This is a genomic window from Burkholderia sp. FW306-1C-G01B, assembly GCF_058781685.1.
Map to the genome: position 1 here is coordinate 304,238 of NZ_JBYSWZ010000001.1, position 16,582 is coordinate 320,819.

The following is a 16,582-nucleotide window of genomic DNA, read 5'->3' on the forward strand; positions in this document are numbered from 1 at the left end:
TCGCGCCGGATTGCACGTCAGGCGCGATCGATCGTGATGCTGCGGCGCGTCAGCGCGTGTAGCCCCGCAGCGCGGCTTTCGCTTCGAAATCGCGCGACAGCATGCCGAGCGTGACTTCGCCGAAGCGCGCCAGCAGCGACGCTTCGGCGTCCTTAAGCGTCGCCGACAGATGCGCGTTGACGGCCTGTTCGACCAGGCATTCGGGCTCGTCCTCCGGCACCAGATCGGAAAACAGCGGCGGCTCGCCCACCGCGCGATAGACGTCGAGCAGCGTGATGTCGTCGAGCGCGACGCTCAGCACCCAGCCGCCGCCGTGCCCTTTCTCCGACTGCACGTAACCGCAGTCGCGCAAGCCGCCGAGCAGACGCCGCACGACGACCGGATTCGTGGCCAACATCGTCGCGATCGCCTCCGACGTCAGCGGGCCGTCGGCCTGGTCCATGTGGATCAGCGCATGCAGCATGCGCGACAAACGGCTGTCGGTTCTCACGGGCGGCGCTCCCCTTTCTCGAAACTTCTGAAGTTGCATGAATGATACCATCGCCCTATCATGCAACTTCACGTGTTTCATGAGTTGACCGCCATCGGGACACGTCCGTCATTCACGCAGGTTCAGGAAAGGAGCGGATGCATGCATAACCATCATGAAGTGATCGTGGTCGGCGGCAGCTTTGCGGGGCTGTCGGCCGCGATGCAGCTGGCGCGCGCACGACGCCGCGTGCTCGTGATCGACGCCGGCCGGCCGCGCAACCGCTTTGCCGAGCACGCGCACGGCTTTTTCGGGCAGGACGGCAAGCCGCCCGCGCAGATCGTTGCCGAAGCCGTCGCGCAACTGGATGCGTATCCGACCGTGCAGCGGGTCGACGGCGAAGTGCGCACGGCCGAGCGCGATGCCGACGGCCGCTTCCACGTGATGCTGTCGAACGGCCGCCGCGCGAGCGCCGACCGGCTGATTCTCGCGACCGGCATCCGCGATGAACTGCCGGCGCTGCCGGGGCTCGCGGAACGCTGGGGCATCAGCGTGCTGCATTGTCCGTATTGCCATGGGTACGAGGTGAGCGGCCAGCGGCTCGGCGTGCTCGCCACGCATCCGCTTTCCGTGCACCAGGCGATCCTGATTCCGGACTGGGGCCCGACGACGTGGTTCACGCAGGGCGTGGTCGAAGCGAATAAGGAAGAAGCCGCGTTGCTCGACGCTCGCGGCGTGCGCATCGAGCGGCCGCCGGTTGTTGAAATTCTTGGCGATGCGCCGCGTATCGAAGCGCTGCGGCTCGCCGACGGGCAGGTCGTGCCGATCGATGCGCTGTTCGTCGGCGTGCGCACGGTAATGGCGAGCGATCTCGCGGAGCAGCTCGGGTGTGCATTCGACGAAGGGCCGCTTGGCTCCGCGATTCGCGTCGACACGTGGAAGCAGACGAGCGTCGCCGGCGTGTATGCGGCAGGCGACGCGTCGAGCCTGATGACCAACGCGACGTTCGCGTCTGCGTCGGGGGTGGCGGCAGGAGTTGGTGCGCACCGGTCGTTGATTTTCGGGCTGCACGCTTGACGGGAATGCGTGCAGCCGGGTGTGACGCGACGCGCGGCGCTTTCGCCGCGTGACGAAGGTCAACCTGTCGAGCCTGGCACGTGCTCGCACACGGTCGGTCATCGCACGCATTTGCCGCGATCCGCAGCCGCATCGATGGATTCGCGGCGTGATGTGCGGTTTAATGCTCGGCAACACCAGCATTAAGAGACATGAAATGCTCGATCTCGACGACCTTCGACTCGTGCGCGCGATCGGCGCGTCGCGCTCATTGGCCGCTGCCGCGCGCCTGCTCGACCTCACGCCGCCCGCGGTCACGATACGCCTGCAGCGGATGGAGGCGCGATTGAACGCACGGCTCGCCGTGCGGCAGTCGAAAGGGATCGCGTTGACCGACGAAGGGCAACGGCTGTACCAGGAAGCCGTCGATATTCTCGAGCGCGTGGAGGCGCTGCCGGTCAGCATCTCGGGCGATCACGGCGACGTGCAAGGCACGCTGCGCGTCGTCGCCCCGTTCGGCTTCGGGCGCAAGTACGTCGCGCGGATCGTGCGTGACGTGCAACGCGCGCATCCGAAGCTCGAAATTTCGCTCCATCTGTCGGAGAGCCCGTTGACGAGCGCGTCGGCTGCCGACGTGGTCGTGCACGTCGGCAGCCTCAAGTCGTCTTCGTGGATCGGGTATCCGCTCGCACCCAACGAGCGTTTCCTGTGTGCAAGCCCCGGCTACGCGCGTCGCATCAAGGAACTGAATCATCCGTCCGACCTCGCCCGATACGACTGCCTGTGCCTGCGCGAGAACGACGAGGACATTCCGCGATGGCGCTTCTCGCCAAGTGGCGACGGTCAACGCGAGTCCGGACGGTCATCCGTGATCCGCGTCACGGGCCTGCTGTCGTCCAACGACGGCACCGTCATCACCGATTGGGCATTGGGCGGGCTCGGGATCGTGGAGCGCTCGGAATGGGACGTCGCCCCGCTGCTGGCGAGCGGCAAGCTCGTGCGGTTGCTGCCCGACTGGAGCCTGCCGCCCGCGCCTGTCACGGCGCTGTTGCCGTCGCGAACCGGCCGATCCGCGCGGCAACGGGTTTTTCTCGAAGCGGCACGGCAGTTCCTCGATCCGCCGCCGTGGCGCGGCAAGGCATGAGCCGCACCGCGGTCCGCGCGATTCAGTCGATTAAATCGCGCTTAATGGTGGATTAGCCATGCGTTAAACACGGTGTCCGCCGGCTGCCCTACTGTGTTCGCTGTCGACAACATCGCACCCAACGCATCGTGGACATTCAAACCCTCAACACCCCGGCCGCCTTGATCGATGTCGGCCGCATGCGTCGCAACATCGACCGCATGCAGGCACATCTGGACGCACTCGGCGTCAGGTTCCGGCCGCACGTCAAGACCACCAAATGCCGGCAAGTCGTCGATGCGCAAATCGCGGCGGGCGCGCAGGGCATCACGGTGTCGACGCTCAAGGAAGCCGAGCAGTTCTTCGCGGGCGGCGTCCGGGACATCGTCTATGCGGTCGGCATGGTGCCCGCGAAGCTGGGCCAGGCGCTTGCGCTGCGCCGGCAAGGCTGCGACCTGAAGATCGTCGCCGACAGCCTGCAGGCCGCACACGCGATCGCCGCATTCGGGCGCGAGCATGGCGAACGCTTCGAGGTCTGGATCGAGATTGACGTCGACGGCCATCGCTCGGGCGTCCCGCCCGAGGACGACCTGCTGATCGACGTCGGCCGCGCACTGGTCGACGGCGGAATGGCGCTCGGCGGGGTGCTGGCCCACGCGGGCTCCAGCTACGAGTACGATACGCGCGAAGCGCTGGCGGCGATCGCCGAACAGGAGCGCAGCCGCACCGTGCGGGCCGCGCAGCGCCTCAGGGCCGCCGGGTTGCCCTGCCCGGTCGTCAGTATCGGTTCGACGCCCACCGCCCTGTCGGCGGACAACCTCGACGGCATCACCGAGGTCCGCGCCGGCGTGTACGTGATGTTCGACCTCGTGATGCACAACATCGGCGTGTGCGGGCTGTCCGACATTGCGCTGTCGGTGCTGACCACCGTCATCGGACACCAGGAAGAGAAAGGCTGGGCGATCGTCGACGCGGGCTGGATGGCGATGAGCCGCGACCGCGGCACGCAGCGTCAGGCCCGCGATTTCGGCTACGGGCAGGTCTGCACCGAAAACGGCGAAGTGCTCGGCGACTACGTCGCGAGCGCAGCGAACCAGGAGCACGGCATCGTGTCGCGTATCGGCTCGCCCGACACAGGCATCGCGCAGCGGTTTCCGATCGGCACGCGCCTGCGCATCCTGCCGAATCACGCATGCGCCACCGGCGCGCAACATCCCGAATATCAGGCCATCGGCGAAGACGGGGTCGTACACACGTGGCCGCGCTTCTACGGGTGGTGAGCGGAGCGTGGCCTCCACGCCCCGTCCGGCCCAGAATTTGACTATTTGTCTAAATCTGGACACAATTTAAACCTTCCCGATTCGCCCCTGGGCCGGAAAGCCTGACCTGACATGCCGACAGACGCCCGACTCCTTCTTCTCGACCGCGATGCCGTCGAACCCGCCCTTCAGGCCGAGCAAGTGATTGCCGCGGTGCGGGAAGCCTTCGTGCTGCACAGCCAAAGGGCCGGACGCGTGTTCCCGGTGGTCCGCGAGAAGCTGCACACCGACGGCGTATTCGGCATCAAGTCCGGCGACGTCGCGAGCCAGGATCTTCTCGGGTTCAAGGCGGCCGGATTCTGGCCCGGCAACCGGAGCCGCGGCGGCGAGCCGCATCAGGCAACCGTTGCGCTGTTCGATCCGGCCACGGGCCGCCCCGTCTGCATCATGGACGGCAACGCGATCACCACCGCGCGGACCGGTGCCGCCGGCGGCCTCGGGCTGCAACTGCTGGCCCGCCGCGACAGCGCGCGGATCTGCGTGTTCGGCACGGGCGTGCAGGCGCGCGTCCAGCTCGAATACGCACTCAGGCTGCTGCCGCAACGTTGCGCGGTGCGGTACGTGAACCGCAGCGGCGAGCCGGACCCGGTGTTCGAATCGGCCTTCCATGGACGATGCGAAATCCGCGTCGCTCGCGACCGGAACGACGCGGTGGCCGATAGCGATGTGGTCATCACGGCAACGCCGGGCGGCGGTGCGTTGTTCGATGCGGATGCGGTTCAGCCGGGTACCCACCTGACCTGTGTGGGCGCCGACACCGCGGGCAAGCGCGAACTTCCGGCAGGCGTGCTGGAACGCGCGCGCGTTTTTGTGGACGATCACGATCAGGCGCGCAGCATCGGCGAGTGCCAGTGGGCGCCGGATCTGCCGCGCACCGAAATCGGCGACCTGCTCGCCGGAACGGCGTCGATCGACCGCTCGCCGAGCGACGTCACCGTATTCGACATGACCGGACTCGCGCTCCAGGATCTGACCGTTGCGCGCTTCCTGTATGAGCAGGCCCTTGAAAACGGCACGGGAACCTCAGTACCATGGCCGTGGTGAACGCCCTCCACCCCGCACCGTCATCCGCCATGCGCCATGCGCCTGCCTGACGTATCCGCCCTCTCGTTCGACCTGGACGACACCCTGTGGCCGTTCGGACCTGCCGTCGAACGGGCCGAAGCGGCGCTTCGCGCATGGCTGATCGAGCACGCGCCCGATACCGCGAGCGTGCTGCCCACGCAACAGGCGCTGAGCGAGCTACGTGAGGAATACGAACGTTTGTGTCCGGATCTCGTCAGCGACTATCGCGCGTTGCGAATCGGCTCGATCCGGCTTGCGCTGGAGCGCGCGAACGCAGATGTCACGCTGACCGAGCGTGCGTACGAAGTCTTCTATGCGGCGCGCAACCGGGTCGAGTTTTATGAAGATGTGTTGCCGGCGCTGGCATGGCTGAGCGCCCGGTTTCCGCTGATCGCGGTGACCAATGGCAACGCGGATCTCCGGCTGACCGGCGGCGGCGAATTCTTTCGGGAAACGCTCAGCGCGCGTGCGCTCGGGATCGCGAAGCCGGAACCCGAAATATTCCATGCGGCAGCGAAGGCACTCGACGTGCGGCCGGCGGAATTACTGCACGTCGGGGACGACTTCCACCTCGATATCGTCGGTGCATTGAATGCGGGGCTTCAGGCGGCATGGGTGGTGCGCGACCATCAGCCGGAAGTGGAGCACGATCCGCAGCATGTCGCGACGCCGCACCTCACCCTCCGCAACCTGTCGATGCTGTGTCGCGCGCTCGGCGGGCCCGATAAGCTGTCGTGACCGCGTGCAAGCGCAACGGCACGGCCTATCCTGCCGTTCGGCGCGATCGGCCACCCTTCGTCAGCCGCCTTGCGCGCTTCCGCGATCCGCTGCGGCGTCTTTGTGCCGCATCCGATCCGTCTAGCAGTTTTGGTTTACAGCAGCGAGGCATTTGCAGTGTGCATGCCACTGGCTATAGGGGGCATCCTGTTCGGGCGCATCTATCCGGGTAATGTTGCTCGGGCCTTGATCTCTGAGAACCGCCTTTTGAGCATCCTTCGGGATTCCTGACGAACCTAATAAATTATCGCCAGCCAAACCTAACGGGTACTCACTCATACCCATGGAACTGCAATAACGACAGGGCGCGAACGTGGCCCTTCCGTCTACGAGCTCAATCGCTCTTTTGCGGCCTGAGCAACCAACTCATCAGCGTCATTGGCAAGGCTCGTCAATATGTCTTTGGGTACCTTCGGATTACATGCGATTGCCTGCCTGACCCCTGAGTGAACATCAGAGGCCAATCGCTCAAAAATCTCCCGGCTAATTCTACGTTTTGTCGCAACATCACAACGAGTCATCCAATCTCCATTGCGAGATAAATGGCTCAGAATATTCAATGAAATGGTGCTGTTGGCGACAACAAGCCTAGACAATTCAGGATATTTTGACAAAATGTCTACCCATACCTCGTCAGCTGCCTCATCATTAACTTTTGTAAACTCGTTTTCATCGTCACTTTGAGCGTAGATTTTGTATTCATCAGCCGATTTAATCGTCATTACCCTTACCTTTCACTCACACTTCATGGACATTCCCTTTCCGTCCGCACCTTTATATTTGTCCATGTAATCCCCATAAATATCTGTATCATTTTCATGTGCGAGGTTTTCTCCAACTTGCCTCATAACCTTCCAGGCTGAACCAGCGTGACCCTCAGTATCGGCTGACCACCATAGCTTCGTGGTGGGATCCCGGAAGTACTTGACGCGCGTTCCGTTGAGCATCGCCTCACAGATTCGGTCAAAGCGATTAACTTCCCACTCCTTCCTGCAGGAACATTTCGCGTTCTGGTTCGGCTTATTCGATGCCGGTTTCCTCCTTGCGTCGCCGGGCATGCGCGCCAAGCCAACAGGATCCTTACTGACGAACCACCCACTATTCGGATCGCGGTACCAATACCGGTTTTAATACAGCCGTCTACTCGACACCATCCTCGGCCTAGCTGCCAATAAATCATATATACCGGTGCAGCTAGCATCCCCCATCGTAGTGGTATTGCTCGTTGCCGATCTGCCGTCAAGCCTTGTAGGGGGAGGCAATCAGACATAGCTCGACAATTGAATAGATTTGGCCTGCCACTCAATCTCACCCATAGAACTGCTATAACGACAGCCTCGAACTCGACTACTTCCGTCTACGACCCTAAGCGCTCTTTTGCAACCTCTGCTACCGATTCGTCTTGATCACCGGCAAGACGAACCAATATATCCCGTGGAACTTTTGGATTTAGAGCTATCCTTCTCCGAACAGCCGATTCAGGATCCAGCGACAATCTTTCGAATATGTCTCGATTTATTCTTCTCTTCATTGCAACGTCACACCGCGTCATCCAATCGTCGCTCGCAGACAAACGATCCAAAACGCCCATGGAAATCGCATTATTAAAAGCCACACTCCGCGAAAGCTCTGGGTATTTTTCCAAAACTGAAAACCACACGTTGCCAGATGCCTCCCATTGAGCTTTTGAAAATTCAGCATCGTCATCACTTTCAGCATACCCCTTGAATTCTTCTGCAGTTTGAATTTTCATCATTATTCACCTTTTTCATCTCGGCACTTCATATCCTTCATCGATATCACTTTTCCTGTCTCGCTTTTGTGTTTCCCCATAAAATCACCATAGACGTCCGCGTCGCGAAAATGAACAAGATTGCCCCCCGCTCTTCCATAACTTTCCACGCAGAACCTCCGTGTCCCTCCGTATCTGCGGACCACCATTGCTTGGCCTTGGGATCGCGAAAATACTTTACGCGCGTTCCGTTCAGCATCGCCTCACAAATTCGGTCGTAGCGGGTTACTTCCCACTCTTTCCTGCAAGGACATTTGGAATTCTGATTTGGCTTGTTCGATGTAGGTTTTCTTCCCACTCCGCCACTTGATGTGCCTGCCAAGCCGAGTGGGTCAATCCACTCAATCGGATTGGACGCGTACTGATAGACGTTGATCCCGCCCGCAAGCCCAATCGGATCCTTGCTGACGAACCGCCCACTATTCGGATCGTAGTACCGATACCGGTTGTAATGCAGCCCCGTCTCGTCATCGTAATACTGCCCCTGAAACCGGATCGGGTTCGTCGCTTCGTTCCGCTCCGGCACCTCCCGCCACACCGTCTTCTCGCCGCCCCACGCCCGATACCGCCCCAGCCACACCACTTTCCCCGACTCGTCCAGCAGTTCCTGCGGTGTCCCGAGGTGATCGTTCTGATAGAACAGCGTCGCATGCCGCGTCTTAGCAACTGAAGGCACGAGGCCGCACATCAACGGAAGCATCCCGGTTCAACAAAGATATACTCGCAAATCACTTCGCCACCACTAAACCTTAGTATCAATCCCGTCCGGTCCAACATAATTATTCACTTCGATATCGCTCAAATCGAAATCCGGGTCTGGCTCCCTCCCAATCAACACAAAAAACAGATCACGCACAAATCTCTCCTTATCTTCCACCTCATCCAAAGGAATCTCTTGCGGCAGCAAGCCCCTCCAATTCGCCTCCCATGAATGCGATGCCAATACGTACTCCAATGCATCAGAAACCATAGATTGGGACACCGGCCCAAACCTCGCAAACCTTGACCTCATTTCCTTGTAAAGTCGATCCAAATCAGGTTTACTATTTATATAAAAATTATCCAAATCATCATCTCCCATAGCATAGAGATAATAATATAATGGCGAAATGTAACTAAAATTAATGATCTTCTTCATAGACTCGGCAACTTTGGAAATGCCGTGATAATATTTCCATCTCGACGAACAACGGTAACCTCTGATGCGCTCAATGTTGTGCCACCGCCCTTGCGATACCCTTCTCCAATAGTTCTCCCCATATCGAACGTTACTGAGTTTTCCCCACTCGCGTTCATTTTTACCGTTCCACGTTGAATGGCATCCAACTGATCCACATTGTTCATAAACCGCGTCGAATCCGTGGGGCGAGGACGTTTAGGGCACGGACAATCGGGCGGAATTCCTGTCATGGCGCGATGCTCTTGCTGAGCCAGAGTTGTACTTGCGCCGTGGCGGGAATAGGCATGACCTCCACCTCTCGCATCGATATCTTGTAAGATATTGCCCGCACGACGGTTCGCACGGTTCCCTGCTAAACCTAAAGGATCGATCCATACGGTGCTGTTGGGCGCATATTGATAGACGTTGATCCCACCCGCCAGCCCGATCGGATCCTTGCTGACGAACCGCCCACTATTCGGATCGTAGTACCGATACCGGTTGTAATGCAGCCCCGTCTCTTCATCACAATACTGCCCCTGAAACCGGATCGGGTTCGTCGCCTCGTTCCGCTCCGGCACCTCCCGCCACACCGTCTTCTCGCCGCCCCACGCCCGATACCGCCCCAGCCACACCACCTTCCCCGACTCGTCCAGCAGTTCCTGCGGCGTCCCAAGATGATCGTTCTGGTAGAACAGCGTCGCATGCCGCGTCTTCGCCGGTACCTGCACGAACCGCCCATCCGTGCCTGTCGCAATAAACGCCGCCTCCACCAGCGTCTCGTCCAGCCGCGCCATCGGCACGAACGTGCCCGGTTCGTGCATATACAGCGACGCACCCTGCCACTGGTACCGCTCCCCGAACGTATGCATCCGCTGCGCCACCGGCACCGAGTACGCATCGTCCGGATCCTCCCGCACCACCTGCGTCGGACGATGCGTCACCCGCTCGCGCTCGCCCGGCTGCAGCGGCGGGATATGGAACCGCTCCTCCATCAGCAGCACATCGCCGTCCCACGTGAACACCGTCCGATCGATGCTGCCGTCCTTTCTCCCTACATCCTTCAACCTGCGACGGCCGAACGCGTCATAGGCGAAGCTCACGCGCAACTCCGGCCTCGCCGTACCCGGATCGGAGGCCCAGCCGCCCGCTTCGTACTCGCCCCGCCCGATCTCGTTCGCCACCGGCGGCTTCGCATAGCGATCGGCCCGTCTGAGCCGGTGCGCCGCGTCGTAGTCGTACAGCCACGTCACCCCGCCCGGCTCCGTCTTCCGCACCAGATTGCCGTGCGCGTCGTGTTCATAGCGTGTGCGATTCAGCTCCTTCAGCACATTGCCGACGCATTTCGGCAGCGACTTTTCCCAATTGGTCAGCGCGATGTACTCGTCGGCCATGTGCAGGCGCCGCGCGACCTGCTCCGGCGACATCCGTTCGCCCGGGTGCGCGTCCTGCCACGCCTGATCCTGCGCAATATGGCGCCGCATCCGCGCCGTCACCGACTCGATCGTTTCGTCGCTCGGGCGCGGCGGGATCTTCTCCGGATCCACCGGGTTGCCAGCCGGGTCGAACGCAAACACTTCCTTCAGGTCCGGCGTGGTCGCCTTCAGCAAGCGCCCGGTCGGGTCGTACGTGTAGTCCGTGACGCCACGCATGCGATCCTCGATGCGCGTCAGTTGGCCCACGGCGTCGTAGCCCAATTGCCGGCTGGCGATCCAGTCGGCCGGCCGCGCGTAGGTCTCGCGGCGCACGATCATCCGCTTCAGCCGCCCGACCGGATCGTATTCGCGCGTCTGCTCGAAGCTGCGGTACCGGCGGACCGTTTCGCGATGCAGCGCATCGCGCTCGAAATCCACCAGCGGCTGGCCATCCAGCAGCACCCCGTGCAGGTGGCCAGAGCCGTAGCGCAACCAGTCGATCGTGCGCGTGTTCGGCAGTTGCGTGCGGATCCGGTTGCCGAGTGCGTCGTATTCGTGCCGGGTCACCGCCGTATAGGTGCCGTCGGTACCCGGGTAAATCGTCTGCTCTTCGGCGATCAGGTTGTCGGCATCGTCGTAGTGCAGGTGCACGCGGCTGCCGTGATCCTGTGCGGTCGTCAGGCGGCCGCGGGCGTCGTAATAAAAGTGCTCGGTCACGTGGCCGCGACCGCCCGCGCCCTTCGTCTCCCAACGCGTCAATCGACCGAGCGGGTCACGTGCGTAGGTCGTCTCGATGTCACCCGCCTGCGAGCCGCTCAGTTGCCCCGCGTCGTCCCACACGTAACGGGTCGTACTGTCGTCGAAATCCGTCTGTTCGACGACGCGCCCCAGCCGATCGTAGCCGAACCGCGTCCGGTCGCCGTTCTCGTTGGTCAGCGTCTCCAGCCGCCATTGCCGGTCGTATCCGTATGCCAGTTCCCGGCCCGCGGCATCCTTGCGCCAGGTCGGCTGTCCGCGCGCGTTGAACGTGTATTCGGTGAACTGGCCCGCGCCGTCACGGTACGTGCGCAGGTTGCCTTCGCCGTCCCACGTGAAGCGCTCCTCGGTGCCGTCCGGATGCGTGACGCAGACGATCTGCCCGCGCGCATCGCAACGGTACAGCGTCACGTGACCGGCGGCATCGGTGACCCGCGACGGGTGGCCGCGTTCGTCATAGCCATAATGCGTCGTGTGACCGGAACAGTCGGTCGCCTCGGCCAGCCGCCCGCCGTGGTCGTAACGGAAGCGCTTCACGCCACCCTTCGGGTCGGTCAGCGACAGCAACTCGCTCCGGACACCCCATGCGTAGCGGGTGGTGCGGCCTGAGGCGTCCGTCACCGAGATCGGTCGACCCAGTTCGTCATAGGCCGTCTGAGTGACGCGCCCGTCCGGGGTAGTCACCTTGATCGGCAACCCGTTCTCGTCGTAGTCGGTACGCGTGGTATTGCCGAGCGTATCGGTTTCGGCCGTCAGCCGCCCCTGCGCGTCATAGGCAAAGCGCTGCGTATGGCCCAGTGCGTTCTTCGTGCCGACCAGACGATTTTGTTCGTCCCATTCGTAAGTTTCGGTCGAGCCGTCCGCGTGTTCGACCAGCACGATCCGGTTGTGGAAGTTGTAACGATGGATCGTGGCATGGCCATCCGCATCGGTGACCTTGGTGTACCAGTGGTCGCGGTGATACTCGAAGTGCGTGTCGTCCTGGACATGCTGACCTTCGTTGCCGTGCCACGTGCGGACGCATCGAGCGTCGGCCGGCGCCGGCACGCCTTCGCGTCGCCCCGGCCAGTCCCATGTCAGGTTCGCGGGGTGGCCGTTGAAATCCGTATAGCGCGTGAGCAGGTGCTGCTCGTACGCATACGTGCGCCGGAAACCGAGCATGTCGACGTGGCCGCTCAGGTCGCCTTCGACGCTGTACGTGTAGTGCGCCAGTGCCTCGTTGGCAAGACCCGGCACGCCCGCGCGGTAGATCGTCGAGATGCGGCCGTCGACGTAATCGATACGGATCGCATTTGCTGCGCCGTCGCTGATCGCGGCAAGTTCGCCGGCCGTGTTGTAGGTGAAGGTCAGGCCGAGGCCATCGCGGTTCGTGCGGGCGATGAGGCGATAGCGAGCATGCGTCACCGTACCGTGCAACTCATAACGCTCATGCGAGCCATCGGGGTACGTCAGCAGGACATGTCGTCCATCCGGACGCTTCACGGTGAACTGTTCGGTCGGCACCTCCACCGACTCACCGACCGCCATCGGCGGCAGCGGCACCGCGCGGCTGTCGGGGTCGAAGAACGTCAACGCGCCGTCCCGCTCTTCCAGCGACAGGTGATACGCGCTGCTCCAGCGCGCGCCGAGTGGGCTCGCATCGTAGGCAGTGAGGCTCGACCGGTAGCGTCGGGTCCACACGATCGGCACGATGCCGTCGAGCACGAAGTCCGTCTGCTCGAGGTTCTCGTCGCCCATCGCGTAGTTGACCGGCTTGCTGCTGCCCGTCTTCGGGCACCCGCAGCCATCCTTTGCCGGCAGTGTGCTCGGCGCCGCCCCCTTCTGCGTCGAATCGCGGTGCTCGCCCGGCTTCATGTGCGGCTCGCGCATCGTGCCCGGCGCGGCCTGCGCCACATGCGACGGAATCCTGCGCGCCTTCCGAGCCTGGATCTCCGCGGTGATCTGCGCGGCCATGAACAGCAGGCTGCCGGCTTCCTCCACGTTGCCGAATGCGCGGTCCAGCATCGGCTCCGTGTTGCGATCGAACTCGTCCAGCCATGCGACGATCGCATCGCGCTGCCCCGACACCTTGAGCAACTGGTCGATGCCGATCAGCGCGACCTCCTCCGACGACGGCACCCATGACAGGAAGCCCGTGTTCTTCCTGACCCGCCCCATCTGTTCGGCAGTCGACACAGGATTGAGCACGAAGCGCCGCACTGTGCGCGACGCGTCGCGCACGCCTTGAACGATGCTGTCCTTCCACTTCCGCAGATGCGTATCGAGTTCGACCATGAACGCGAGCACGTCGCCGCCGGCCGTCGCCCAGAACAGATCGACCAGCACCGCCGCGCCGGCGCCCTTCGCGAACGCGAGCAGCACTTCCTTGACGACCGCGCGCGCCGGGCGCGTGGCGTTGCCCGCAGCCGGCACGACCCCGATCGCGTCGATCGCGAGGATCCCCCAATTGAGCACCTTCTTCGTGCCGCCCGGCTCGCTGCAAATGCGGTAAATGTCGACGCCGACGTCGTACAGCGACATCGCGTTGCCGACGAACGGCACCATGTACAGGCACTGCACGAAGATCTCGAGGCCGGGGTTCTTGACCGATTCGGTGCCGGCGGCAACCAGCTTCGGTGATGTTCCCGGCGCGGGAACCGGACTGACAATGACACGCCGTGCTTCGGCGTTCTGCTGGAGCGCCCGCGGGATCGGGCGCTGAGGAGTGGAAGGGGCTGCAGTTCCGGCCATAAGTTGTTGTCTGTTTCTAACGGGAAGCGGACGCGACGCGCGAATCAGCGCGATACGGTGGTTTTGACGAGGCCCGGCGCAACATCCGGTATCGCTGCCGTGGCGCGATTGGCGGTGGCATTCACAACCGGCTGGGCGACTCTGTCGAGTGCGGATCGAGCGAGCGCGGCGACATCGCCTTGCACGCCACTTGCCGCGACGCCCAGTGCTGCCGTCTGGACGGAAACTGCAGACTGCGGCGCCTGCATGACCGTTCCGGCTTCCGGTATTGCCGCCGCCATCGCCGCCCCGACGAGACTGGGTACCGCCTGACCGGCATCGCCACTCGCTGCCGAAAATGCCCGCATCCCGTTCGGGTCGCCCCACTTGCGCGCAGCATCCTGAAGATCGTGGTCTTCCTCGCGATACTCGACCGAGCCGCCGCCGCGCGGTGCATTCGCCACCGTGCCCCGGCCGTTGGCATCCAGCAGCCCCTCGCGCCACGACCCGTCCGGAAACGTCACGCGATACGGTGCATTCCTGACCGGCTCGCCATTCGGATACGCATGCCAAAGCTGCATGCCGGTTTGCTCCTGTTCGGGCATCAACGGCAGCGCCTGTCGTCGCGTCGCAGCCGGCTCGATGCTCAGCGGCCCCTTCAACTTGATTTCGCTCGCGCTGCCGATCTCCACCAGCCCGCCCGCGAGCCTGATGTAGGCCCCACCGCACATCAGCGTCAGCGCCTTCTGTGCATTCAGCGTCACGGCGTCCGACGTGCTCGCGATCGTCACGCCCTTCAGTGCCGTGAGTTCGAGCGCATCCGCTTGCGCCTGTACGTCGACCTTGCCCGCGCCCGCGTACAGCTTCATTCCCTGCGCGTTCGCGTACATCGACACCGCGTTTCCGGCCGCAACCGTGTAGTTGCCGCCGATCGCCGCATCCGCATTGCCCCCCGTTGTCGTGAAGAGATGTCCGCCGGCCGCCAGTTGCAGGTGCTCGCCACTGGCGATCGCGACGCCGTGCGGCGCGGATGCGAGTAGCACGGCAGCTTCGAGATCCTTGATCCGCGATTCGAGCAATGCTTGCTGCGCATCGCATGCGGCCACCGTCGCCCGGGCCTTCTCGACCGCATCGGCCAGACTGCGCATGCGTGACCGGGCCGCGTCGAGCTGCTGGCGGGCCGCGGTCATGTCGAAGGCCTTTCCGCGTGCATTCGACTGGGCATCGGCCGTCAGGAACAGCCCCTTGCCGGCTCGCACGACACCACGCTCGTCGGTTCGGACCTCGAACCCTTCGCCGCGCGTCTCCTTCCGGTTGTCGACGAGATGCCCGAGATTGACCTGTGTCTTTCCACCATAATCCGTCGACAGCTTGATGCCCTCTCGTCCAGTCCGGTCCTCGAAACGAAGCTTGTTGTTCGCTCGCGTGCGAATCACGTTGCGCGTATCGAATCCGTCCCGGCTCGTGACCGGATCGACCGCCTCACTGTGGTGCTGCGCATGCGCGATATACGGCCGGTCCGGACTCCCGCCGGCAAATGCGATGGCCACCTCGGTATCGGCCAGCAGCGGAAAGTGAAACCCGGTCTGGTTGCCGCCCGCGAACGGCTTGGCGAGCCGCAACGGCACGCTTTCGCCGCCAGCCGGCCATTCGTCGAAGTCGAAATCGAAACGTACCGTGTAGCGACCGTCGTTCGTCAAATGCGCATGGGGCGAAGCGTCGGGCGCCGTGATGCGCGCCGACAACGTGCCCGCAATGGTCGGCCAGCGGCGTTCATCCAGCTTCAGGCGAAACGGCCTGCCGCATGGAATCGCGTCGAACGTGTTGATGTACGACGCATCCCGGCCGCCTGCATGACGTACCGAAACGATCACGATCCCGTGCGGCGCATCGGCAGGTTCGTCGTCGAGCTTGACGACCAGCCCCGGCGCGAAGTCCACCACCGAACTCTTGCCGTAATACACGACCTGCCATGCGACCGCGGCCTCGTGACGCAACTGCGCTTCGCGCCGGGCTTCGTCGCCGTCCGGATGATGCGTGCCGAATACGTAGCTCGAGCCCCAGGTCGTCGGGTCGTCGTGCGCGATGTTCGTTTCGGCGTTGAACCGGTCGTAAGCTTTTTCTGGGTTGTAATCGGCGACCTTGATCGAGCGTGGGATCGTTTCGCTCCGCGATTCGAGCGAAAGCACGGCCTCGTGACCGGCTTCGAGGCCGCTTGCCTCGCGGTACGGAACGATGATTTTCGGACGATACGTATAGGCATCGACGTCATCGCCGAAATGCAACTCGTCGCCATGCTGCCCCGCGCGGAAAAAGCAGAACAGCCCCGTCTGCTCCATCAACAGGCGGATGTAGTCCCAATCGGACATCCGGTACTGCATGCGGAACGCGAAACGCGGACAGGCGCGCCGCAGCTTGAACGAGAACTGGTGGGAACGGAATGCGTGCCGCCTAAGGATCGACTCGATGATCTCCGGTACGGACTGCTGCTGATAAATGCGCGTCGCCTCCACGAGACGCAGTCTGGCGACGAACGGCTCGACGACGATCCGGTACGACACGAAATCGCGCGTCTTGCGGATCTGGCCAAACGCGGTGACACAGCCGGCGAACCGGCGCACCGCCTCCCCGGCGCCGTTCGTTCCGGCCGGTTGAATCGTGAAGGTAGCGGGACGATTGAGGTAATCGGTGCGAGCGAGCGAAACCGGGCTCGTCAGCGTCACCTCGATTCGATAGGGTTCGCCAAGTCGCTCGTCGAGCACGAACGACATGATCGACAGGTCCTGCACGCCGGGAGCGCCCGGCACCTCCAGGAAATACGACTGACGACCGGTTATCCACTGCGCGAACGCACCTTGTATTCCTTGTTGTTGGACCATGCTTTTCCCTCAGCAACCATCTTTTTTCTCGGAAGCTGAAGGGATAACGGATGGCCGCGTTCG

Annotated in this window: 12 protein-coding genes; 5 read left to right on the forward strand and 7 right to left on the reverse strand. The window is 62.7% G+C overall.

Annotated elements, in window-relative coordinates; all coding sequences use genetic code 11:
- Positions 1-49: 49 nt before the first annotated feature.
- The gene (locus AC3WLY_RS01350) at positions 50-490 is read right to left on the reverse strand and encodes an Rrf2 family transcriptional regulator (RefSeq protein WP_072442206.1); all 441 of its coding nucleotides are present in this window, start codon (positions 488-490) and stop codon (positions 50-52) included.
- 141 nt (positions 491-631) lie between these two features.
- On the opposite strand from AC3WLY_RS01350, the gene AC3WLY_RS01355 reads away from it, so the two are divergent.
- The 5 genes from AC3WLY_RS01355 (at position 632) to AC3WLY_RS01375 (ending at position 5,770) form a co-directional block, all read left to right on the forward strand.
- A complete protein-coding gene (locus tag AC3WLY_RS01355) occupies positions 632-1,546 on the forward strand; it encodes an NAD(P)/FAD-dependent oxidoreductase (protein WP_492310133.1) in 915 nt (304 codons plus the stop codon).
- Positions 1,547-1,709: 163 nt separating this feature from the next.
- Positions 1,710-2,669, forward strand: a complete 960-nt coding sequence (locus tag AC3WLY_RS01360) for a LysR substrate-binding domain-containing protein (protein WP_492310151.1) — start codon at positions 1,710-1,712, stop codon at positions 2,667-2,669.
- A gap of 128 nt (positions 2,670-2,797) precedes the next feature.
- The gene (locus AC3WLY_RS01365) at positions 2,798-3,928 is read left to right on the forward strand and encodes a DSD1 family PLP-dependent enzyme (protein ID WP_175960729.1); all 1,131 of its coding nucleotides are present in this window, start codon (positions 2,798-2,800) and stop codon (positions 3,926-3,928) included.
- 111 nt (positions 3,929-4,039) lie between these two features.
- A complete protein-coding gene (locus AC3WLY_RS01370; protein WP_492310134.1) occupies positions 4,040-5,011 on the forward strand; it encodes an ornithine cyclodeaminase family protein in 972 nt (323 codons plus the stop codon).
- 36 nt (positions 5,012-5,047) lie between these two features.
- Complete coding sequence (locus AC3WLY_RS01375; RefSeq protein ID WP_492310135.1) at positions 5,048-5,770, forward strand: HAD family hydrolase; 723 nt, start codon at positions 5,048-5,050, stop codon at positions 5,768-5,770.
- 365 nt (positions 5,771-6,135) lie between these two features.
- Here AC3WLY_RS01375 and AC3WLY_RS01380 read toward each other — a convergent pair whose 3' ends face one another.
- The 6 genes from AC3WLY_RS01380 to AC3WLY_RS01405 form a co-directional block, all read right to left on the reverse strand.
- Positions 6,136-6,531: a hypothetical protein gene (locus tag AC3WLY_RS01380; RefSeq protein WP_492310136.1), complete on the reverse strand. Its 396-nt coding sequence runs from the start codon at positions 6,529-6,531 to the stop codon at positions 6,136-6,138.
- A gap of 635 nt (positions 6,532-7,166) precedes the next feature.
- Positions 7,167-7,562, reverse strand: a complete 396-nt coding sequence (locus tag AC3WLY_RS01385; RefSeq protein WP_492310137.1) for a hypothetical protein — start codon at positions 7,560-7,562, stop codon at positions 7,167-7,169.
- A gap of 46 nt (positions 7,563-7,608) precedes the next feature.
- The gene (locus tag AC3WLY_RS01390) at positions 7,609-8,301 is read right to left on the reverse strand and encodes an RHS repeat-associated core domain-containing protein (protein WP_310131118.1); all 693 of its coding nucleotides are present in this window, start codon (positions 8,299-8,301) and stop codon (positions 7,609-7,611) included.
- Positions 8,302-8,343: 42 nt separating this feature from the next.
- Entirely contained in the window at positions 8,344-8,739 is a 396-nt protein-coding gene (locus AC3WLY_RS01395) for a hypothetical protein (RefSeq protein ID WP_492310138.1), read from the reverse strand.
- Positions 8,736-13,661: an RHS repeat-associated core domain-containing protein gene (locus AC3WLY_RS01400; protein WP_492310152.1), complete on the reverse strand. Its 4,926-nt coding sequence runs from the start codon at positions 13,659-13,661 to the stop codon at positions 8,736-8,738. The genes AC3WLY_RS01395 and AC3WLY_RS01400 overlap by 4 nt, the downstream gene beginning before the upstream one ends.
- Before the next feature lie 44 nt (positions 13,662-13,705).
- Complete coding sequence (locus AC3WLY_RS01405; RefSeq protein ID WP_492310139.1) at positions 13,706-16,519, reverse strand: type VI secretion system Vgr family protein; 2,814 nt, start codon at positions 16,517-16,519, stop codon at positions 13,706-13,708.
- Positions 16,520-16,582: the final 63 nt, after the last annotated feature.